Raw genomic sequence first — 22,850 nt, 5'->3', positions numbered from 1 at the left:
TTTATTCAAAAATAAATCCGCCTGTTTGAAATGAATTTAAAATTCTTCTTATATCAGCAGGGTCAAATTTATAATTGTGGTCTGAATCTAATAAGCCATTAATCTCTTGTTCCACGTCAGTTAGTTGTGTATAACAGAAACCGCAAAACGTATCGTTTTTCATCACTTCATATACTAATTCTTCAAAGCGCCTCAGTGCTTCTTCTTTTGAACGCGGACGGTTGCCATAACCCCAGTCTCCTTCACTGGCTTTGTCTGTCGTGTAGGCAATCCCCCCAAACTCGCTTAACATAATCGGTTGTTCTTGATATGAATACCCATTAGAGAAGTTATATTTTTTGCTGGTTACTGACGGTGCACCATTTTTAGTTGCCTCGTTATCGCCATAATTATTTTTTAGATTTTCACTTGACTGAGAATAATCATGAATTGTTAAGATGTCGGTTAATGTATGTTCCCAACCATCATTGCCTATGACAAGCCTTGTCTTATCCAACGCCTTAGTCAAGTAATATAAAGCGTTCACAAAACTTTGCTGTTGTTGATTCGAGTAAATTTCATTGACACCCCATGATTCATTCATTGCGGTATATGCAATGACACTTGGATGATTATAATGTTTTTTTATCATCTTTTGATATTCATAAGTGACGTTTGCGACCATTTCATCTCCATATTCAAAAGGACTCGGCATTTCAGCCCACATCACTAGCCCAAGTTTATCGCATAAATACATGTACCGATGATCAGCTACTGTTTGGTGTCGTCTCACCCCGTTAAAACCCATTTCTTTTACTTTCCTAAGGTCACTTTCCAACATCTCAATCGTTCCAGGTGTCATAAGGCCTTCACCGTAGTACCCTTGATCAAGGATTAGCTTTTGATAAAAGCGTTCATTATTTAGGAGAATATCTTTGTTATGAATGCTTATCTTTCTCATTCCAAAATAGCTTTCTACTCTGTCATGAACTTTATTATCAACTATTAACGTATAAGTGATATCATATAAGTTCGGCTCATCAGGAGTCCAATAGGCCAATCGAAAGTCTGGTGAAGTAGAGCTTACGTTCAAACATAAGTTCACTTTATTGTTAACAATCATAGCAGAGGCCTTTTGAATCGTTTCTTCAGAAAGGCTAATTTCTACTTGGATCATAGCATCCTGCCTTGTTAAGCCCTCTATCAAAGCTTCAATATGAACTTCACACGTATCAATATTAGGTGTTACTTTCACATCCTTTAAATAGCAATCGCTTACATATTCCAGCCATACAGATTGCCAAATTCCTGTTGTCTTTGTGTACCAGCACAAGAAATTTTCTTCCTTCCATGACTGCTTACCGAGCGGTTGTGTACAACTTGTATGATCTTCCACTCGAATCGTTATAGTAAGTTCATCAACCTCACACTCATCAATCGTAAAAGAAAAAGGAACAAATCCTCCTCGATGTTCTCCAATAAACTCCCCGTTTATCCAAACCATCGTATAATAATCAACGGCTTCAAAATGAAGAAGTATTTTTTCTCCGTTGCTTTCACGCTCTTTTAACTTAACTTGCTTTTGATACCAGACAATCGGTGCTTTAGCTTCGTTTTCCTTGATTCCTGAAAGGGGGCTTTGAAAACAAAAAGGAACCTGAATAGATTGTGTCAAAGTTCTTCCCTTAAACCATTTTTCTTTCACCCCCTTATCTTCTCTGTCGAATTCAAACGCCCACGTCCCATTTAAATCCAACCATTCTCTTCGTTTAAATTGAGGACGAGGATATGATAATTCTAACTGAGTTCTTTCTTGGGTTAACAAATGTACCACTTCCTTCTAATTTAATTACTGAAATAATAATTTTATTACTTTTTTTATCGTTATAAAATCCTAAAAAAAATTCCCTCTTTCATATGTTTTTTAGATTTTCTTGATATTTTTATTGTAACCGCTTTTTTAGTAATAATCAAGGTTTTTTTGTAATAAAATAAGGCCTTTATAAAAAGACCTATAGCTTCAATTAATTATTGTATTGTTATACTCATTAATAATCCTTGTTCATAATTACCAAACTGATTTCCAAATAAATTAAATCCCCCTTTATTAATTGCATCTTCTTTTATTCCAATTTTCAAAGAAATAAAAGGGTATTCTTTTATGCGAAGGTCGTCAATCATAATAGCATTGTTTAATTTCGTTCCATCTAAATAACTACCCTTTTCATTTACTTTAAATCGCTTTAATAAGCCGTATTGTGTATAATTAGTGAGCCACCATTTCGGGGTTAAATATCCCCGCCTCCCACCAAAATCTCCTGGCGAGGTCCAGGTACCTAGCTCAACATTGTTTATCCAAACCGTTATATCCGATGGCCAGTCAAGCTTATGATTCGGGGCTTCTGAACATAGTTCAGCTGACACTTCGATCTCTTTAACTGTTGCTCCATAAGGAACTTTGTTTTGAAACCGATATTCAACGTATCCATCTCGCATAAATAGTAGTTGAGCTTTTTTTCTAAATGGATCATAAAAAGAACGTGGATCATCTTGCAACCCAATATAGTCGTTTTCTCCAACTATTCCGCAGTGAGGTTTTACACAGCAGTCAAAATATTCTCCGATCGGCATATCTACTATTATTTTTTTATTATTTTCTTCAGTTTTTTCCTTCTCAAACAAGTCGATAATTATTCGATCCAAATTTTTAGCATTGACCTTTTGAGTTCCCCTTCCCGGAACAAGTTCAGTCGAAATTAAATTCGCTTCCTCAAGCTTTTTTACATTTGTTGCAGTTGTAGAAAAAGGTAAATTTAGTTTTTCCGCAAGTTCATTTACATTATGTGGCTCCACACTTAGTAACCGTAAAATCTCAAGCCTATGTTTATTAGCAATCGCTTTATAGACAGTTAAAGAATTTTCATCAAACCCTAGATGTATCGACTTCAAACGCATCACCTCATTATTCCCAATTATATTGTAATAAACAGAAAGCAAGGGGATAGTTCTCTTGCCCCCTTCTTTTGTTCGCCGATCAACCGTTTTCTCAAAAAAATATTTTTATAATTTGATAATCTCGGCCGTGGCTTCCTACAATTTTTTACTTAAATCAAGTGTATATGACCTTAACTAACTTGTCCAACTAAGTCTAACCAATCCTCAACAATATTTACCCTACATAATTTATCATCTATAAACGGACTCACTCTTTATTATCGGAACCGTTCCGTCGACCTTTTGGATACTAGAGTAAAAATTGAACTTTTCAGCTAGTTTCATATACTCTATTAAGAGTTATCCAATAATGATTTTTCAAGGTTCTAATGACCTATAGAACAAGAATATCATGAAAATTAGTTACTCTTATCTTAATTTTATCATCAACTAGTTTATATTTTATTATTGGTTGTGGCACAAATGAATTAAAAGAGAAATAATGATGTAGCTATAGGTTGGTAAAACACAAAAAATTTGACATTTTTCCATTTAGGCTGAAAAATACAGACAAAACACTTCTATCTATAAAATAAAGAGGCTGTAGTATGATCAAATGATACCCAAACAAAAGGGAAAGTTATCGTTACAAGTAACATCGATAATTAAGGAATGACCCAGCTTGAAATAAAGACTATAATTATTCGTATACCAGCCTTGCCTTCTTCTTTGATCTATTAGATCATTCTGAGATAGAAGGGTATGAAAAGTTAGAAATCTTCTGAACGTCACTGCAACTCATCGAAGATTATCGTAAATTGTCACTAATAAAAAACGACATAATTCCTCGCTCTATTACGAAAAACTACGTCGTTGTACACAATATGTATGTTGCATGACATGCACTGCTATGGATGAGTTTTTTAGCCACCTAGGGATGGTGGAGACTAGCGGGATCGAACCGCTGACCTTTTGGCTGCCAGCCAAACGCTCTCCCAGCTGAGCTAAGCCCCCGTTTCTTAAACTCAATAAGATGATTATAATGAATACAAATGAAAATTTCAACATATTTTTTTATTTTTTTCGACATTTTTTTAGAATTTACAACAAACCAAATAAAAGGTAATATAAACCCCCTGCAACAACACCAGAAATACCAGCTGATAAGACGTTTTCCTTCGTCAACTTTTTATGTTTTACAAAATCTAATAGTAACCAACCAACAAATATTGTAACCATAAGTACGGTTACTTGAACCATCTATACCACCGCCTATTTACGAGTTTTATCTTGCATATCATACCATAGTAAAATAATCAAAATGAGTTACGGTACTCTCCTCATTTTATTTTTTCAAGAGATAGTAAGTAGATTAATCGGTTTGGACATACTACGTAATACATGTATTTTTTTACAATAACCTTTTACTATAAAGAGGTGATTTACATGAATTTTTCTGCTGTTATCCATACGTACGCTAGGTTTCCAGTTGTTCTTCGATTATTTTTAATCGTCATTGCTTTAATTATTACGTCTGGAATAGCGATGCATTTTATCGAGCCTGAAACGTTCCCTACTCTTTTCGAAGGAGTTTGGTGGGCCATTGTGACCGCTTCAACAGTAGGGTATGGAGATTATACACCAGTTACAGTATTCGGTCGATTATTAGCTTTTTTAGTCATTATGTTTGGGATTGGTGTTGTGTCATTTTTCGTAACGACATTAGCTTCATCTACCATTACAACTCGCAATTCTCTTAAATATGGGGAACTCTCTTTTAAGAAAGATAACCATTATGTTGTCATTGGCTGGAATGAACGAGCAAAAAATGTGATTTTTCACTTACAACAACTTAATCCTCGTCAAGAAATTGTATTGATAGATCAAACAATGAAGCAATGTCCCTTGAAAAACAATATGATTCATTTTATTCGTGGCAATCCATTAGAAGATGCAACGCTAAAAAGAGCCAATATACAGAAGGCACATACAGTTGTGATCACCGCTAACCTTCATGGACAGGAAGCAGAATCTGATGCTAAAAGTATTATTACCTTATTAGCTATCAAAGGGATTAATCCTGACATCTATAGTATTGTGGAAATATTAACTCCCGATCAAAAAAATAATTGCATACGTGCAGGAGCCGATGAAATTATCGAAACATCACTATTGTCTAGCTTAGCAATGGTTAATAGTACGTTATATCATGGAATAACAAAGGTGATACATCAAATTTTGGATCATCAAAATGAACATATGTTGTTATATGAAAAAATTGAAAATAAATTTGTTGGAAAAGCATATCAAGAGTGTATCTCTCAATACGAACATCAAGGTAAATTAATAATTGGAATTTACCGTAAAAACGAAGTATTATTACAACCAACAGCATCCTTCACTATTCAGCACGGAGACCAATTTATAGTCATTAAAAGTTAAAGCTACTGCAGATAGTTAATCAGTGGTAGTCTTTTTTACATTTTCCCATTGAAAGAAGTACTTTAGAAATAGTATAATTTTCCTAATGAATAAGAAATAGGAGAAAACATATAGATGAAAAAAACAATGGCATTTATCATCGGAAGCTTTTCCTTTGTTAGCATTTATTTTCTTTGGTTACTTTTTTCTCCAGAAAGCTTGACTACATTGGGTTCAAGTCTATTTGCTATAACCGCAGTGGTTATATCATTTTTATTACAATTAACAGTATATCGTCATGCCTCTGGTCAAAAACGAAAATTTCTTCTTTTGTTTTTATTAGCAACTTTATCTTATTTGATTGCTGAACTTGTTTGGAAATATCAAGTTACCTATATTTACGAAGAAGAAATTGTTTTTCCGGGACCGAGTGATATTTTTTATTATTTTAGTACAATACTGTTTATTGTTGCCTTTTTCTATCTTGTTTCAACTAATAATCACCGCCTTCAATTTATGATTTATTTATTAGATCTATTAATTATCTACGCAACCATTGTTGTCTTATTATCAGTAGAGTTTTTTGTTCCAGTTTTTAAGGCTAGTGGGTTTACTATATTGGAAACATTTGCTTCAACGTTATATCCTGCTTTAGTTTTATTTCTACTTTTCGCAATAGTAAATTGCTTTATTTTTAATCAAAACACCTTATTTTCTCAGCTAACCATTAAAATTTTCCTTACAGCTATTTCACTTCAAGTGATCGGGGATATGTTATTTGCTATAACACTATATCATTATATTTATACGTATAATAGTCTATTGGAAATATTATGGAGTCTAAGTATATTATTGTTTGGGGTAGCCACGTATAGTTTATCTGAAACTCAGAAAGTAACTCAAGAAAAAACAATACTTTTTCCTGAGCGTTTTAAATGGAATGTTTTTCGAATGATTGTACAAATTGGATGTATATTGGCTCTACACATATTTTATATCCAAACAAATAATAAGATTTATACCTTGTTTTTATTTGGAACTATATTTTTAATTCTTCTAAGGCAAATATTGTCTAGCTATCATATTAATAGACTGCTTGGAACAATCTCAGAAATGAAAAACAAGTTAGAAGAGAAAGTTATTGAACGAACTGAGCAACTTTCAAATAAAAATCAACAGCTGATAATGGCCATCGATAAAATTAATTATATGGCTTTACATGACGACTTAACAAACCTTCTTAATCGTCGTGCACTTTATGAAAATCTTAATAATTTCATGAGAGATTCAAAGCCTTTCACATTAGTTTTTATTGACGTAAATAAGTTTAAACCAATAAATGATTCATTTGGGCATAATTATGGCGATGAAGTGTTGAAGGTGATTGCAAAGTTATTAACAGTAGCCACAAAAGATTTTGGTATTGTATATAGACAAGCCGGTGATGAATTTATCCTCATCATTAACGAAGTAGACCAAACCTGTATTGATGAGGTCATAAAAAGATTGATTCATGACGTAATGAAGCCTGTCCAGATTTTCGATCAAAAATTAACAATAAGTTTAAGTATTGGGATTTCTCAATACCCAAAGGATGCAAAAGAAATTGATGAACTAATAAAATTGGCTGATAAAGCTATGTACAAATCAAAACAACATTCACTCGAATGTTGTTACTCCGAATAAAGCCAGCTCCTTTTTATTTAGGAACTGGCTTTATTTTTATTATTTATTTAAACGTGCTTCTAATTTTGCTTTTTCTTCTTCAAATCCTGGTTTTCCAAGAAGCGCAAACATGTTTTTCTTATAAGCTTCAACCCCAGGCTGGTCAAATGGGTTAACACCTAACAGGTATCCACTAACTGCGCATGCTTTTTCAAAGAAGTATACTAAATAACCAAAGTGATAAGCATTTAATTCTGGAATAGAAACGATTAAGTTCGGTACCCCACCATCTGTATGAGCAAGCATTGTTCCTTCAAAGGCTTTCTTATTTACGAAGTCCATTGTTTTTCCTGCTAAGTAATTTAATCCATCTAAATCACTTGCTGCTTCTTCAATAACAATTTCTTTTTCTACTTTTTCAATATGAAGAATTGTTTCGAAAAGATCGCGACGACCATCTTGAACATATTGCCCCATAGAATGCAAGTCTGTAGAGAAATCAACTGAAGCTGGGAAGATACCTTTTTGATCTTTCCCTTCACTTTCACCATAAAGCTGCTTCCACCATTCAGCAACGAAATGAAGAGCTGGTTCATAGTTAACCATTAACTCAATAGTTTTCCCTTTATTATATAAAGCATTTCGAACTGCAGCATATTGATATGCAATGTTTGTATTTAAGTCTGGATTTTCTAAATCTGTACGAGCTTCAGCAGCACCTTGCATCAATGCATCAATATCAATACCACTAACTGCAATTGGTAATAATCCTACAGCAGTAAGTACTGAGAAACGCCCACCAACATCATCTGGAACAACAAATGACTCATAACCTTCGTCAGTTGCCAATGTTTTTAGTGCACCACGAGCTTTATCAGTTGTTGCATAAATACGCTTACGGGCTTCTTCTACACCATATTTCTTCTCTAAGTAAGAACGGAAGATGCGGAAGGCAATGGCAGGTTCAGTTGTCGTTCCTGATTTTGAAATAACATTTACAGAAACATCTTTCCCTTCAAGAAGATCCATTAAATCTTTCACATAAGTAGAGCTAATGTTATGACCTACAAAGATTACTTGAGGTGTTTTTCTTTCTTCTTTTGTTAAAACGTTATAAAATGTATGATTTAATGCTTCAATTGCTGCACGTGCTCCTAAATATGATCCACCAATTCCAACTACTAACAATACATCTGAATCAGACTTAATTTTTTCTGCTGATTTTTTAATACGTGCAAACTCTTGGCGGTCATAGTTCTCTGGGAGATCAATCCAACCGAGATAATCATTACCTGCTCCTGTTTTATTATGTAATGCTGTATGCGCTGTAGTAATTGCATCTTGTAAATATGTAACCTCATGTTCTTGAATAAAATCTAAAGCTTTGGAGTAATCAAATTGCAATTTTTCACTCATTAATTAAAACCTCCCGAATTTTTTATTTTAGTTTTTCCATAAAGCTAAAATGTCTTAAACTAAGAAAACTCTTCATCTACACTTTATTAAAATAGGACAAACAAATCAAGTTACTTTTTCGATGTAAGCGCTATCACTTGAGAAATATAAAAATATAGTGAACACCGGACTAAGTTAGCCGATGTTCTAGAGTATTGTTATGATAACGATCTCATTAAAATTTCAATTACATTATCTTTATTTAATTTTTTATAATTTCCAAACTCACCTCTAGCCATTGCTTTATCAGCAATTAAATCAATCTTTGAGTCATCAATTTGATAATCGATTAATTTACTAGGTGCTCCAATACTTCTCCAAAACTCCTCTAATCTCACAATCCCTTCTTCTGCAATTTCATCTTCTGCTTTTCCAATAGGGTCTACGTTCCACACCCGAATTGCTAACTGGTTTAATTTTCGTATACTAAGACTTTTCACATGGCGTAACCACTGCGGATAAATAATTGCTAAACCTCCTGCATGTGGGATGTCGTAAACAGCTGATATGGCGTGTTCAATATTATGCGATGCCCAATCTCCTCGAGCTCCCATTTGTAGAAAGCCATTTAAAGCAATTGTACCTGAAAATAGAATTGTCTCACGTAATTCATAACTGTCGAGATGATTAATAAGTTGTGGTGCTGCTTCAATAACTGTTAATAAAACAGATTCACACATTCTTTCTTGTAACGGTGTATTTGTAGCAGGGTGAAAATATTGTTCTAAAACATGCGTCATCATATCGACTATTCCATACACAGTGTGTTCTTTTGGTACAGTAAAAGTATTTACAGGATCTAAGATAGAAAATTTCGGAAACACATGTGGACTTCCCCAACCGTACTTTTCTTTTGTTTCCCAGTTTGTGATAACAGATCCTGAGTTCATTTCTGATCCTGTAGCCGCTAAAGTCAAGACTGTTCCAAATGGAAGAGCATCAGTTGGCAGATGTTTTTTTGTTACGATATCCCAAGGATCGCCATCATACTTCACCCCAGCCGCTATTGTTTTCGTGCAGTCGATAACACTTCCACCACCTACGGCTAGAATAAATTGAATTTCCTCTTGTTTACAAATTCCTATGCCTTTATGTACAGTCGTAAGGCGTGGATTCGGTTCAACTCCACCAAGCTCAAAAACCACTGAACCAATAGTTTCTAATTCTTGGATTACCTTCTCATATAACCCATTCCGTTTAATACTGCCACCGCCATAAACTAAAAGTACCTTATCGCCATACTTAGGAACCTCAGTTTTAATGTGCTGAAGTTGCCCTTTCCCAAAGATTAACTTTGTCGGATTATGAAACATAAAATTTTCCATCTCTTATCCACACCCTTTCCATTTTATTATGTACGTTTCTAAACTCATTCGTAAAGCGAAAGCACTTTTTCTACATACATTTTTTTCTATTTTCAATTAATAAATGTATAAATAACGCAATTATTTGTCATTCTAACAGTAGAAGATGTTAGGATTCTTGTACTATCATCCATGTTTAAAATAGATAATACAAGATAAACTAATACCTATTAACGAAGGTAGGTTCTTCTAAATTTACTTATCCCCCGCTTAAGGAGGTGAAAGAAATGAGTGGAATTCAACGTTTTGCTTTAGTTCTTGCGATTATTGGTGCTATAAACTGGGGCTTAATTGGGTTCTTTCGCTTCGATTTAGTTGCTGCTATCTTTGGAGGGCAAGCAGCAGGATTTTCTAGATTTATTTATGCACTAGTTGGACTTGCTGGCTTATACTGTATTTCCATCCTATTTAAACCTGATGAGGAATTAGAAAGAAGCCCACAGCCAGAAAGGTAATCCATCTTTCAACATGAGGTTGACTGAAATTGTCCATTTACATTGTAACTGTGTTTGTAATGGTATACTTTCAGTCAGCTTTTTTTCATTTCCAGGGGAATAATTTGTCAATTTTTCCATAGAAATGTTTACTTCATGAAGAATTTGTAAAAGACTTTTACCGTTCGACAGCAATTTATTTATCACCATTTTGTTCCAATGGATCCGATATTAAATTGAAGACCTTAGGAACTAAAAAGCTTACATACCAAACAAGAAAAGCGCAAGCGCCTTGGTCACGAGCAGCTGCTCCTGTGCCACTCCGTTTGCTCGTCGCAAAGCAGCTTCGAAGTAATCCAAGCAGTAGCTTCACTGGGGCGACCTTTGACAGATGCCGCTCTTTGGCTTCTTACGTTTACGTGCTTCTGCGTCTTCTAGCATAGCTTCGTAGCAAGCTTCCTGGAAGCAGTGTTTTGTGCGACGAGTAACCGCAGGAGCAAAGCTGCATGAAGCTAATCGACGAAGGATCTCAAGCAGTAATTGAAGTCCGTTGCTTGACTGGGTGTGACCGAGCTCGTAGGCTGCTTGCGCTAGACAGTTTTCAAGTTAGAAATTTATAAATTCTGATAATAATAAAAAAGCAACCGAATGATCGATTGCCCATTTTATTTATTTTTTTGTACGTTTGTTAAGGTCAGCTTGAATTTCGTTTGATTGCTTTAACCAGCTTTTTAACTTTTCTTCAAGTGTATTGAAACCTTGGTTCTTTTCTTGACTTACTTTAGCTTCTACCTTTTTCGGTTTATCAAAACGTGGTTTCGCTTCTGGTCGCTCTGGTGCTGGTACTGTTTCACGAATAGATAATGAAATTTTCCCTGTTTCGCTGTCTATAGACATTACTTTAACTTTAACTTCATCACCAACTGATAGGTGTTCGTTAATATCTTTTACAAACCCGTGAGCAACTTGTGAAATATGAACTAAACCTTGTTTTTCTTCGTTTATAGCAACAAATGCTCCGAAAGGCTTAATTCCTGTAACTTTACCTTCAACTACACTTCCAACTTCAAATTGATCTGACATAAAAACAACTCCTAAATTTTTTTAACTAACTAAGTATAGCATAGATCGATTGAATAAACAAAGATTGTTCTTATAGTAGTTATTCCAAAAAGTGAATTTTATAATTACCAAAATGGAGCTATATAAAACTAAATGTTGTTGAAAATGTTCTTCACCCAACAACATTTAGTAGCATAGTAGCAAAAATAAGCTATTTATGAAATTTACTAACATATAGTTTAAATAAATGACCATCATCTTACAGGTTTCCCAGGAAAATAAGGTCGAACCCAGCTGAAAACATGTGATTTTTAACTAGCATAAAGGAATATAACGTTGATTCTTTGCATTTACTATAAAATTTATCTCACTAATTGGAGTTGCCACTCCTTTTCATCATTGAGTGTAGCTATTAACGCACCTTTTAGTAATAGGCTACCATGATCGGATTTCATATCGTTAAAGTCTGTGTTATCTCTAAGTTCGATAAAAAATAAATTTGCATCAGTAGCACTATGTTTCACAACCTCTTCCTCAGAAAGGGATGTACCTTTTTCCGCTAAGCTATTGTATAACGACAGTTCTTTTTGTGTCAGAGATGTTTTCCATAATTTATTTTCATAAACCTCTTTTATAATAAGTGAAATAAGATCTTTTTTATTTAACTTAGAATAACCTCTAATTTTATAAAATTTCACTATTGAAATAAGTTTATCCTTTGTATATCGTTCGAAGATTTCAAGTAAATCTAGTGGTTCTGTCACGGCTACTTGTCTAATATTTACCGGTTCAACCGCTTCAACTTTCGGCTTTTCTTTAGATATTAAATTATTTAAGTCCATTTCGAACTCTTTCCAACCATCTAATACTAATTCAAACTTTTCCTTTTCTTCTTTTAACACATCTACTGCTCTTGTCTTATCCGTCAACTCCGTAGTTATTTTTATTTTGAGTAAAACAGCTTCAAAAATATCTTCTTTGTTCTCTAATTCACGTGTATCAAATTGGCTTACGTGTTCCATTGCACTTGTCATATCGCCAATATCGAAATAATATTTGCTGTAACCTAAAAATACAGATGCTAACGGAGCAATATTTTTGGCTTCATCAAGAGCGGTTTTCGCTTTTTCAAATTCCTTAATTTTCAGATGAGTATTAGCCAACTGTAGGTATACAGGTAAATAGGTTGGAGCTTCACTTTTCACTTTAGTAAAGAGGTCAATTGCATCAAGATAACTTCCTTCTGAAGCTTTAACTTTCCCTTTTAAGAAAACTTCACCTAAATTTTCGTTTAAAGTTAACTCCACGGGCTGCAGTGATATTAATTGAATTTCGCCATCTAATAAAACGGTAATAGGTTCCATTGCCTCCCCAAAATCCGCCAGTATAGAAAGTAGCGACTTTTTCACCCAATCTTCGAGCTTATTTGTTTTGAGTAAACGTTTTATTAATTCTTTCATCTCTACGCTTTCATTATTTTTTATGTAATTAAAACTAGCTTGTTTTTTTGTTTCTTCACCATCAAATAATGAAGCGACTGCCATAGTCAGTTTAAAACCTTCTTCCTCTTCAGCAAATAGTAATGGTACTGGTATCCCTACTTCCACAAAGAGCTTTAAACTTCTATCTAATAACCTTACTTGTTCTTTGATAGGTGTATGATCATATATCGTTTGAAAAGCTACTCTAGCTTCATCGTAGTGGCCTTCATTACTTAAAGATAATGCCGAACGATATAAAGACATTGGTGATAATTGACTTTTTCGTTCATGGTAAAGCTTTGATAAAGTTTCATCTTCCCTTAGTACAGAGAGCATTTCAACCAACTTTTGAAGTAGATCATAATCAGTATAGGAATCATGCCCCTCACGTTCATGGAATGAATGTAACGCTCTTTGTGAATATGCTTCTGCTTCTTTTTTACGATCTAGTCGATAGAGAAAAATTGCTCCCTGGATATAAGCAAAAACATTCTTATCATCGAGTCTTATAACTTGTTTCACAATTTTTAATGCTTCAAGATAATTATTTAGTAAACCATGGATAACCGCTAAATAATTTTGAGCTGGTATGTATTCGCGATAAATACGTAATGCTGCTTCGAAACTATCTTTTGCTTGGTGAACTAACCCATGATTTAACTCGTTCTGACCTTTTTGATAATAATCAAACACTTGTTTAAATTTTTGTGGCTGTTTCGTTTGAAATTGATTTAGCCGCTCTAATGTATTAGCTATCGATGATGTCTTAATTTTTTTCTTTATCACATGATTTTTCTTCATAGTTGTTAACTCCTTTTTCCGCCCAATACTTTCTACCAACTATATATCATAATACAAATTTAAACTTCTAGCCAACTTAATTTTATTATCCGCTAATTAGCGAAAACAAATAGAGTTGTTCTTTAAAGAAATGCGCAAGCGCCTTGGTTACGAGCAGCTGCTCCTGTGCCACTTCGTTTGCTCAAGAGCAATTGTTTTCCGTGCGACGAGTAACCGCAGGAGCAATTGTTTTCCGTGCGACGAGTAACCGCAGGAGCAAAGCTGCATAAAGTTAATCAACGAAGGATTTAAAGAGGTAATTGAAGTCAGTTGCTTGACTGAAGTGACCGAGCTCATAGGCTGCTTGCACTAGACAGTTTCCAAGTTAGAAAATTATAAATTCTGATTATAAAAAAAAATAGAGTTCGGATTCATCAACTCTATCGAAGTTTATTCTATTTATTACAATTTTTCAGAAGATATGTAGGGCAGCAAAACCGCCACCTCAAAATTAAAGAGAAAAATTTGGTGGAGAATAAGCCGCCCTAAAGATCGCATGTTTCAATCCGCGTGGGATGTAAAAATCCCCCCTGAATGAAAGTTAAGCTTTATTATAAAGTTTTCCGTATGCTAATTTTTTTTCTGTGATTGTTATGCCTAATTTCTTCTGAAATTTATCAATAATAAACAATTCTTTAGGCGTAACCAATGTAAGGACTGCACCAAACTTGCCCATTCTCCCAGTTCGACCAGCACGATGAACATAAGCGTCCTCATCAACAGGTGGATGAAGGTTGATAATATGTGTTACATCATCAACATCTAGACCTCTAGCTGCTAAATCAGATGCTACGACAACCTGTATTTCCCCATTTTGAAGTTGGTGAATTACTTGAGCTCTTTGTTGTTTATCACTTTCACTTGAGAGGGCAGCTGCCTTTATACCTTTATACTGCAGTTTCTTGGTCGTTTCTACCACTTTATCTAAGTGATTCACAAAAATAATTCCTCGTGTTACTTTTAAGCTATGAATAAGGCGCCTTGCCGTATCTATTCGATCACGATCGTCACATTTAATGAACTCGTGTTGTACCTTTTCTGCCTCTATTTTTTCATCACTAGATATAAGTGTTACATTTGCTCTAATTAAAGCTTCAATATCTGTTTTTAATTCATCAGATATGGTTGCTGAGAAAAACATATAGTTTGTTTCTTTATCCATCCGCTTGGAGATTTCAACAAACGATTGTCTCGTTTCTCTCTCTTTTAACATACGATCCGCTTCATCAACAACCACCATTTTACATTGGTGAATTTTCAGTTTTTTTTGTTGAGCAAGTTCAAGAATGCGCCCTGGTGTTCCAACAACCACTTGTGGTTTTTGCTTTTTCAATTTATCAAGCTGCCTTTTAATATTGGCACTTCCAATGAACACATCAATTTGAATGTTCGTTTCTGTTACTAACTCCTCTACCACTCGATAAATTTGCATTGCTAGCTCATGAGTCGGTGCTAAAATCATTGCTTGCAATTCTTTATTGGCTTCATCTACTTTTGATAGCAATGGAAGTAAAAATGCTAATGTTTTTCCAGAACCCGTTTTAGAACGGCCAACTACATGTTCACCTTTTAAGATAGTAGGGATCGCCTCTTGTTGTATTTGTGTCGGTGTCGTAATATTCATTTTTTCTAACCCTTTTAATAAAAACGGGGCAATTTCTAACTTTTCAAACTCTTTCTCCATCTCATTCACCTTTCAATTCAATGTTCATTCTACTTGTTACTATACAGAAAACAAAGTAAAAGAACAAATTTGTTTAAATATTACAGTAAAAATATCATAAATTTCAAAAATTTATGATATTTTAATGTTTAAATAATTAATTTCCGGAAAAGATATAGATGTATACAATTTAGTATTCCCCCTATTTTAGCGAAACTTTTATAGTTTCGCTTTTTTTGTATCCCGGCGTTAGTATTGAATAACTTTTGCTTTATTTATACGTTTTGGAAGTTAGTTTCTGGAATTTACTTTTCACTTTGCAAATCCCTTATTTACTTATCGAAAATATGATTTCACTTACGGAGAGACGTCCTTCGAAAAAATCAAAACACACAAAGAAGCGATTAGCTCGAAAAATGCTAATCGCTCCTAAATTATAGTTTCTCCAAGAAACGTCCAATTCTAGTAACTGCTTCTTTTAAATTATCTAGTGAGGTTGCGTAGGAGCAACGAATATGCCCTTCACCACCACTACCAAAAACATGTCCTGGTACTACAGCCACTCGTTCAGATATTAACAGTTGTTCTGCAAATTGTTCTGATGTTAGCCCTGTATCTTTGATTGATGGAAACGCATAAAAAGCTCCACCTGGTACATGACAAGGAAGTCCGATTTCTTCGAATGACTTTACAAAGTAATTCCTGCGCTGTTTATAACTTTGCACCATCTTATTTACATCTTCCATACCAGTTTGTAATGCTTCAACGGCAGCATACTGAGCCATTGTAGGAGCACACATTAATGTGTATTGATGAATTTTCAGCATTGCGCTTACGATATCACTAGGTCCAGTTACAAACCCTAAGCGCCAACCTGTCATCGCGAATGCTTTTGAAAAACCTGAAATAATGATTGTTCTCTCTTTCATTCCTTCGATATTAGCAATACTCGCATGTTTATTGTCATACGACAATTCTGCATAGATTTCATCTGATAAAACGATCAAATTATGTTCTTCTACGATTTTTGCAATTGCTTCTAGTTCTTCCTTCGTCATCGTTGCCCCTGTCGGATTATTCGGGAAACTTAACATAATTGCCTTCGTTCGTGGTGTAATAGCCTTTAGTAGTTGGTCAGGAGTTAGTTTGAAATTTGTTTCTACTGTCGTCCCTACCGAAACCGACTTTCCACCAGCTAGAGTCACTAACGGTGCATAAGAGACGAAAGTCGGTTCAACGACAATGACTTCATCTCCTGGATCAACAATAGCACGTAAAGCGATATCTAAAGCCTCACTAGCACCTACAGTAACGATAATTTCATTTTTAGGATCATAAGATAGTTGAAATTGCTTCTTCATATACTCACAAATTTCAACTCTTAGCTCCAAAAGACCTGCGTTAGCTGTATAAGCTGTGTAGCCTCTTTCTAAAGAAGAAATACACGCTTCACGAGTTGCCCATGGGGTAACAAAGTCTGGCTCACCAACCCCAAGAGAAATAATGTTATCCATTGATGATGCTAAATCAAAAAATTTACGAATGCCTGATGGTTGAATTTCATTTACAAGTTTAGAAGTTCTGATGTTGCCTTTTACCTTTGATGTCATGGCGTAATCACAATCCTACGATCTTCTTCACCATCGCTAAACACAACCCCATCATGTTTATATTTTTTTAACTGGAAGTGTGTTGTAGTTGAGATAACCGAATCAATGGTAGAGAGTTTATCTGAGACAAAACGCGCAATTTCATTCATTGTCTTTCCTTCAATCACTACAGAAAGGTCATAAGCACCAGACATTAAATACAGTGCACGAACTTCTGGGAAACGATATATTCGTTCAGCAACATCATCAAAACCAACCCCACGCTTTGGTGTCACTTTCACATCGATCATTGCCGTTACTGTCTCAGTCGTCTTAACCTTTGTCCAATCAATAACCGCAGAATAACCTAAGATAACTTTTTGGTCTTCTAACTTTTTAATAATTGCTTGAGTTTCTTCTATCGATAAGTCAACCATTTTTGCTAATGTGTCTACTGCTATCCTTGCATTTTCTTCAATTAGTTGTAAGATTTCTCGCTCTTTAGCTTCCAAAGAAAATCCCCCTTGCATTTATCCTAAAAAAATTCATTTATGCAGTTTATCATATCATAAGTAAAGTACTCAATGGAAATTATTATTTATAAATTCAGAACTTTTGTTGATTATATTTTAAAAAGAACCTTGAGGAACTTTCAAAAGTTCTTCAAGGTTCGCAACTATTATTAAGCCAATCGGAACACTATGCCATGTCCACCTAATGGATATTCCCATTTAATATTATCACTCGGACATCCGATGCGACAGCTCCCACATTCATGACAGCCTTCGTAACCTACAAACATTCGGTCTCCTTCCCACTTATAAACTTCACCTGGGCAAAATAATGTACAAACTTGCCCTTCGCACTTGGCGCATTCTTCTTGGTTTAAAATGGTTAAATGGGATTTCTTGTCTGCTTTATATCGAACTAGATATTGTTTTTCTTCAATTGTTTTCGCCATTATTTCATCACCTTCCAAGCTTGATAAATATCTTTTACGACACCTAACTTACCTCGGTTTGCTGTGAAAGATTTCATAATTTGCGATTGTTTTTCTCTTTTCGGTGTCCCATCAATGGTAAAGAACTGGCTCGCCGCACGATTCATTAAAGGAATATACTCATTTAAATACTGAGGGTTTGCCTCAAACGTATGAGTAAGGTCTTTGTATTTCTTTAAATCTTTTCCTATAAAACTATCATAAATACTAGTACGATAGGAATCTAATGATGCCTCTGAGAAGTCTTTCTTTTCATTAGCCTTAACGATAGCCTCTGCTGCCATTTTACCTGAAGCCATCGCCATATTGGATCCTTCACGGTGAATCGCATTAACTAATTGAGCTGCATCACCAATAACAAGAACACCATCACCTACGAGCTTCGGAATAGCATGATAACCACCTTCTGGGATCAAGTGAGCTAAGTACTCTGCCGGCTCACCGTCTGAAATATAAGGACGGATCATCGGATGATTTTTTACATACTCTAACAACTCGTATGGTTTTACTTTTGCCCTAATCATTCCTGAAAGAGTGGTACCTACCCCGATATTAATGCTATCTTTATTTGTATACATAAATGCTGTACCTAATTGTCCATGTGTGGCATCACCAAAGATTTCAACTGAACATCCTTCATTCCCTTCTAGGTTGAAGCGATCGTTAATCTTTCCTTTTGGCATATTCAATACTTCCATTGCACAAAGGGCTACTTCGTCAGGCTTAAACTCTTTATGGAAACCTAGTGATTTAGCAAGTAATGAGTTTACCCCATCTGCCAAAACAACTACATTTGCATAAATATCACCATCTGGGCGGTCTGTTCGAACACCTACCACTTTTCCATTCTCTTGAATACACTCTAATACGACGGTTTCATTAATTAATAGTGTACCTTGTTCAACAGCTTTTTTCGCAAACCATTGGTCAAATTGCGCACGTAGTACTGTAAAGTTATTGTAAGGCTCCTGGGCCCACTCTTTTCCTTTGTAGCCCATAGACATCATAGACTCTTTTTCTAAAAACCAAAAGCGTTGTTCAACCACTGGCCTTTCAATCGGAGCTTCCTTCCAAAACTCTGGTACAATTTCTTCTGTTTGCTTTCGATATAAAATTCCACCCATTACGTTTTTAGAACCTGGATATTCACCACGTTCAATCATCATTACTTTTAATCCATTTTGAGCACAAATATTTGCACAGGCTGCACCAGCAGGTCCAGCACCTACGACGATTACATCAAATTGTTCAGGCATGAGTTTTGACACCTCCAACATCATTTAACGCTGCTTTGAATTCTTCAGTTAACAATGGAACGATTTCAAATAAATCCCCGACCACTCCGTAGTGTGAAGCATTAAAAATTTGTGCATCTGGATCTTTGTTAATAGCAATAATCGTTTCAGAGTTGTTCATACCTACAACATGCTGGACCGCTCCAGAAATACCAATAGCAAAATAAAGCTTTGGTGTGACTGTTTCACCTGTTTGACCAATTTGGTGTGAATGCCCGATTAATCCAGCTTCCACCACGTCACGTGTTGCTCCAACTGTTGCATTTAATGCGTCTGCTAAATCACAAACTAGTTTAAAGCCAGCGGCATCTTTCACTCCTTTACCAGCTGCTACAATAATATCTGCGTCTGCTAAGTTCACTTTTTTACTAGTGTCACGTACAATTTCTAATACTTTTGTACGTAAATCTTCTTCTTTTAAACTAATCGTCTCCTCAATGACTTCACCTGTACGTCCTGGTTGTGGTTCTAACGCTTTCATTACTTTTGAACGAACGGTTGCCATTTGTGGGCGATGCTTTTTACAAAGGATCGTCGCCATAATGTTTCCTCCAAATGCTGGACGACTTGCTTCAAATAAACGTTTATCCAAATCAATATCAAGCATCGTTGTATCTGCTGTTAAACCAGTCATTACCTCTGTAGCAACAGCACTTGCTAAATCTTTTCCATTAGCTGTAGCACCGTATAGGAAAATTTCAGGTTTATATTTACGAACAAGATCACCTACTGCCTTCATATAAGTTTCAGAACGATACTTATCGAGTATTGGATCATCAATCACATAAACTTTATCTGCACCATATTCGAATAACTGCGGGCAAAGTTCTTTTACATTAGACCCTAGTAATACTCCACATAGATCTACTTCAAGTTTGTCCGCTAACGCACGTCCTGCCCCAAGAAGTTCTAATGAAACTCCAACCACTTGTCCTTCAATTTGTTCAATAAATACCCAGACACCTTTGTATTCTTCTGTGTTCATCGTTTACTTCCCGCCTTTCTGTGCGAATAGTTCACGTTTTTCTAGAACTATTGAAACAAGTTGACTAACTTGAGATTTTGCATCACCTTCAATTAACTTTGCCCCTTCACTCTTAGCTGGCGGCCACATTTTTCCTACAATTGTCGGAGATCCCTTAATCCCTAACTGTTTTCGGTCTACGTCATCAAGATCTGCAACTGTCCAAACCGTCGGCTTATATCTAGCAGCTCTAATCATGTTCGGAAGTGGCGAGTAAGAAACTTCATTTATTTCTTTCTCTACCGTTAATAAACAAGGAGTAGTTGATTGAATAATTTCATAGCCATTTTCAATTTTGCGGCGTATTTCAACCTTCCCTTCGTTTACTTTAACGTTTTCAATTTTTAATACATTTGTAATTGGTGGAATTTCCATTCGTCGAGCAATACCAGGACCAACTTGACCTGTATCACCATCAATAGCGTGTTTTCCACAAAGTACTAAATCAATCGGTTCTTGTTTTTGAATTTTTTCAATTGCTTTTGTAAGAGCGTAACTAGTGGCTAACGTATCTGCACCTGCAAACGCACGGTCAGAAATTAACACCCCTTCATCAGCTCCTATTTCTATACATTTTTTAATAGCATTTACAGCCTGTGGTGGCCCCATGGAAAGTACTGTAACCTTGCCACCATACTCTGCTCTCAGGCGAACAGCCTCTTCAACCGCATGGGCATCATACGGATTTAAAATAGCTGGAGCACTTGATCGATCTAGTGTGTTTGTTTTGGGATTTACTTTAATTATCTTAGTATCGGGTACTTGCTTAATACAGACGACAATGTGCATTGCTTCCCACTCCTAACGTATACTTTTTATTATTAAATTTTTATGTTTAGAAAAATATTGGTCTACATACGAAAAGCATATGTAATTGCTTTTAACACCACTATTTTCTTAAACGATAATTACTAATGAGTGAATGAAATAATAAAAACATTGAATATCTTCTGTGGAGCAATAAGTAAGTTCAATCATTCACTTACTTGATGAAAATAAAAAAGCTTTGACACTAATTGTGACGAACTTGTTTCTAATTTCTGTAAGTCTATCATTCTAGTATCATACTAAGAAGTTAGTTGTGGTGTTGAATAGAGGATAATGTTTGCTTTCAAACAAAAATAACTTGATACAATGAAAGCGATTTCTTAGTTTATTTATACCAAAATAATTGATTTTGAACAACCACATTTTGTATAATTTTACACTGAATTCTATTTTTCCTTACTTTGGTATAGTGATATTTAACAATTAAGTAGTTCAAAAGAGCCGTACTGTTAGTTCCCCTTACCTGTCCGACACCTTTATTACTTTCTTAAAATAATTAATTCTTCATTTTGAAATTTTTATTTTTATTAGTGAGGTTACCAGTACTTTTTCGTATCCGTCACATATTGAACATAATATGAACAAAAAACTACCAGTATGCTTAGAAAATTAAATGTAAGAAGAATTTTTTTGTACTACCAATCAGCTAAGAGAACTCGTTCTAGCTTCGAGAAATTTAGATGGAGTCTCAACTCCACCTGAATGGAAGTTCCCACCTACGCTACGCTTAGAGGTGGGGGTCTATGACCCTTAAGTACAAATCAGTTTGATTAACCTCGATACTCTACTATTTATTATCTATTTCTACTACAAAAAAAGTTCATTCAGAACTAAGAAAAATATCTTAGCTGAATGAACTTCTTAGTAATATTAATCTTTAAAATACAGTACGTAATGTTTCTTTATCATGTGTTAACCAATATTTCATTAGCTTTTTGGCTCCATCTAAATCATGAAGCTTTGCTTGACCGCATTCTTTTTCTGTAGCTGCAGGAACTACTTCTATTTCAAGACTATAATTTAAAGCAGCCTCCATTACATCAATAATTTCATCGATAGAAGGTTCGCCACTTACAATAAGATAAAAGCCTGTTTGACATCCCATTGGCGATACGTCTATCACATCAAAGTGATCATACTTTTCTGTGAATCTACGAATGTTAATTGCTAGTAAATGTTCAAGCGTGTGAATAGCTCCTGGATTCATCGCTTGTTTGTTAGGCTGACAAAAACGTATATCAAATTTATTCACAACACCATCTGTACCTATTTTATGAACTCCACAATGTCTCACAAATGGAGCTTTTACAAGATTATGATCTAATTCAAAACTTTCGACTGAAGGCATTTGTCATCCCATTCCTTTCAACATGAAATATCAATAAGTATTTATTATATAGCAACTATTTAGATTTGTCTAAATAAACTGAATATAACACATACAAAAGATAGAAGTATAACCTACTTCAAAGAAGCTAAAAAGTTCATGTATTTATCCTAACTAATAATAATTTTAACGTTTAAAATTGCTTCGCTGCCTAGATTTTAACAAATTCATTTTATCATTGATTATATTTTTTTGAGAATTTGTTTCATCTTCTAAAAGGTTCATTGAAACAACTACATTACCTTCTAGTTTTACAGAAACAACACTTCCTTCTTTCGCCTTCAGTGGCAGCTTTTCAATTGGTACATTGTATTCAGTCTCATCTTTTCCCACTAGTATAACTGCCCATTTACCATCTAAGATTCGATCAATAATCCCTTTCATGGATTACCACCTCCAGAGTTTCAATTTTACACGTGGTCCTACTTA

At 34.9% G+C, this 22,850-nt stretch carries 19 protein-coding genes and 1 tRNA gene; 3 read left to right on the top strand and 17 right to left on the bottom strand.

The window, feature by feature from the left end; genetic code table 11:
• Window position 1: 1 nt before the first annotated feature.
• From BKP37_RS02655 to BKP37_RS19875, 4 genes are all read right to left on the bottom strand, one after another.
• Window positions 2-1,804: a glycoside hydrolase family 2 protein gene (locus tag BKP37_RS02655; RefSeq protein ID WP_071308149.1), complete on the bottom strand. Its 1,803-nt coding sequence runs from the start codon at window positions 1,802-1,804 to the stop codon at window positions 2-4.
• A 203-nt stretch (window positions 1,805-2,007) separates the two neighbouring features.
• Window positions 2,008-2,928, bottom strand: coding sequence for an ArsR/SmtB family transcription factor (locus tag BKP37_RS02650; RefSeq protein WP_084034513.1), 921 nt, complete (start codon window positions 2,926-2,928; stop codon window positions 2,008-2,010).
• Between the two features lie 923 nt (window positions 2,929-3,851).
• Window positions 3,852-3,927 (bottom strand) — tRNA-Ala (locus BKP37_RS02645).
• Between the two features lie 87 nt (window positions 3,928-4,014).
• Window positions 4,015-4,173 carry a hypothetical protein gene (locus BKP37_RS19875; RefSeq protein ID WP_169823070.1) on the bottom strand — a complete coding sequence of 53 codons (159 nt, stop codon included), beginning with the start codon at window positions 4,171-4,173 and terminating at the stop codon, window positions 4,015-4,017.
• 186 nt (window positions 4,174-4,359) lie between these two features.
• On the opposite strand from BKP37_RS19875, the gene BKP37_RS02640 reads away from it, so the two are divergent.
• Both BKP37_RS02640 and BKP37_RS02635 read left to right on the top strand, forming a co-directional pair.
• Window positions 4,360-5,355, top strand: a complete 996-nt coding sequence (locus BKP37_RS02640; protein ID WP_071308148.1) for a potassium channel family protein — start codon at window positions 4,360-4,362, stop codon at window positions 5,353-5,355.
• A gap of 114 nt (window positions 5,356-5,469) precedes the next feature.
• Window positions 5,470-7,020: a GGDEF domain-containing protein gene (locus BKP37_RS02635; protein ID WP_071308147.1), complete on the top strand. Its 1,551-nt coding sequence runs from the start codon at window positions 5,470-5,472 to the stop codon at window positions 7,018-7,020.
• Window positions 7,021-7,059: 39 nt separating this feature from the next.
• Here the strand turns inward: BKP37_RS02635 and BKP37_RS02630 are convergent, their stop codons facing one another.
• Both BKP37_RS02630 and BKP37_RS02625 read right to left on the bottom strand, forming a co-directional pair.
• Entirely contained in the window at window positions 7,060-8,415 is a 1,356-nt protein-coding gene (locus BKP37_RS02630; protein WP_071308146.1) for a glucose-6-phosphate isomerase, read from the bottom strand.
• A 197-nt stretch (window positions 8,416-8,612) separates the two neighbouring features.
• Window positions 8,613-9,779: an iron-containing alcohol dehydrogenase gene (locus tag BKP37_RS02625; protein WP_071308145.1), complete on the bottom strand. Its 1,167-nt coding sequence runs from the start codon at window positions 9,777-9,779 to the stop codon at window positions 8,613-8,615.
• Window positions 9,780-10,045: 266 nt separating this feature from the next.
• On the opposite strand from BKP37_RS02625, the gene BKP37_RS02620 reads away from it, so the two are divergent.
• Complete coding sequence (locus BKP37_RS02620) at window positions 10,046-10,273, top strand: DUF378 domain-containing protein (protein ID WP_071308144.1); 228 nt, start codon at window positions 10,046-10,048, stop codon at window positions 10,271-10,273.
• A gap of 648 nt (window positions 10,274-10,921) precedes the next feature.
• Here BKP37_RS02620 and yugI read toward each other — a convergent pair.
• From yugI to BKP37_RS02565, 11 genes are all read right to left on the bottom strand, one after another.
• Window positions 10,922-11,335 carry a S1 domain-containing post-transcriptional regulator GSP13 gene (gene yugI / locus BKP37_RS02615; protein WP_071308143.1) on the bottom strand — a complete coding sequence of 138 codons (414 nt, stop codon included), beginning with the start codon at window positions 11,333-11,335 and terminating at the stop codon, window positions 10,922-10,924.
• A gap of 341 nt (window positions 11,336-11,676) precedes the next feature.
• Complete coding sequence (locus tag BKP37_RS02610; RefSeq protein ID WP_071308142.1) at window positions 11,677-13,596, bottom strand: tetratricopeptide repeat protein; 1,920 nt, start codon at window positions 13,594-13,596, stop codon at window positions 11,677-11,679.
• 580 nt (window positions 13,597-14,176) lie between these two features.
• Complete coding sequence (locus BKP37_RS02605) at window positions 14,177-15,319, bottom strand: DEAD/DEAH box helicase (protein ID WP_071308141.1); 1,143 nt, start codon at window positions 15,317-15,319, stop codon at window positions 14,177-14,179.
• 413 nt (window positions 15,320-15,732) lie between these two features.
• Window positions 15,733-16,908 (bottom strand): aminotransferase, encoded by a 1,176-nt coding sequence (locus BKP37_RS02600; protein WP_071308140.1) that lies wholly within the window; start codon window positions 16,906-16,908, stop codon window positions 15,733-15,735.
• Complete coding sequence (locus BKP37_RS02595; protein WP_071308139.1) at window positions 16,905-17,417, bottom strand: Lrp/AsnC family transcriptional regulator; 513 nt, start codon at window positions 17,415-17,417, stop codon at window positions 16,905-16,907. The genes BKP37_RS02600 and BKP37_RS02595 overlap by 4 nt, the downstream gene beginning before the upstream one ends.
• Before the next feature lie 152 nt (window positions 17,418-17,569).
• The gene (locus BKP37_RS02590) at window positions 17,570-17,848 is read right to left on the bottom strand and encodes a ferredoxin family protein (RefSeq protein ID WP_071308138.1); all 279 of its coding nucleotides are present in this window, start codon (window positions 17,846-17,848) and stop codon (window positions 17,570-17,572) included.
• Complete coding sequence (locus tag BKP37_RS02585; RefSeq protein WP_071308137.1) at window positions 17,848-19,143, bottom strand: FAD-dependent monooxygenase; 1,296 nt, start codon at window positions 19,141-19,143, stop codon at window positions 17,848-17,850. Before BKP37_RS02585 ends, BKP37_RS02590 begins: the two co-directional genes overlap by 1 nt.
• Window positions 19,136-20,167, bottom strand: a complete 1,032-nt coding sequence (locus tag BKP37_RS02580; RefSeq protein ID WP_071308136.1) for an electron transfer flavoprotein subunit alpha/FixB family protein — start codon at window positions 20,165-20,167, stop codon at window positions 19,136-19,138. Before BKP37_RS02580 ends, BKP37_RS02585 begins: the two co-directional genes overlap by 8 nt.
• Window positions 20,168-20,170: 3 nt before the next feature.
• A complete protein-coding gene (locus BKP37_RS02575; protein ID WP_071308135.1) occupies window positions 20,171-20,995 on the bottom strand; it encodes an electron transfer flavoprotein subunit beta/FixA family protein in 825 nt (274 codons plus the stop codon).
• 916 nt (window positions 20,996-21,911) lie between these two features.
• On the bottom strand, window positions 21,912-22,382 hold the full coding sequence (locus BKP37_RS02570; protein ID WP_071308134.1) for an S-ribosylhomocysteine lyase: 471 nt from the start codon (window positions 22,380-22,382) through the stop codon (window positions 21,912-21,914).
• A 165-nt stretch (window positions 22,383-22,547) separates the two neighbouring features.
• Entirely contained in the window at window positions 22,548-22,805 is a 258-nt protein-coding gene (locus BKP37_RS02565; RefSeq protein ID WP_071308133.1) for a DUF3006 domain-containing protein, read from the bottom strand.
• Window positions 22,806-22,850 lie beyond the last annotated feature (45 nt).

Source organism: Anaerobacillus alkalilacustris (genome assembly GCF_001866005.1).
Taxonomy (GTDB): domain Bacteria; phylum Bacillota; class Bacilli; order Bacillales; family Anaerobacillaceae; genus Anaerobacillus; species Anaerobacillus alkalilacustris.
This window is presented reverse-complemented; position numbering and strand designations above follow the sequence as displayed.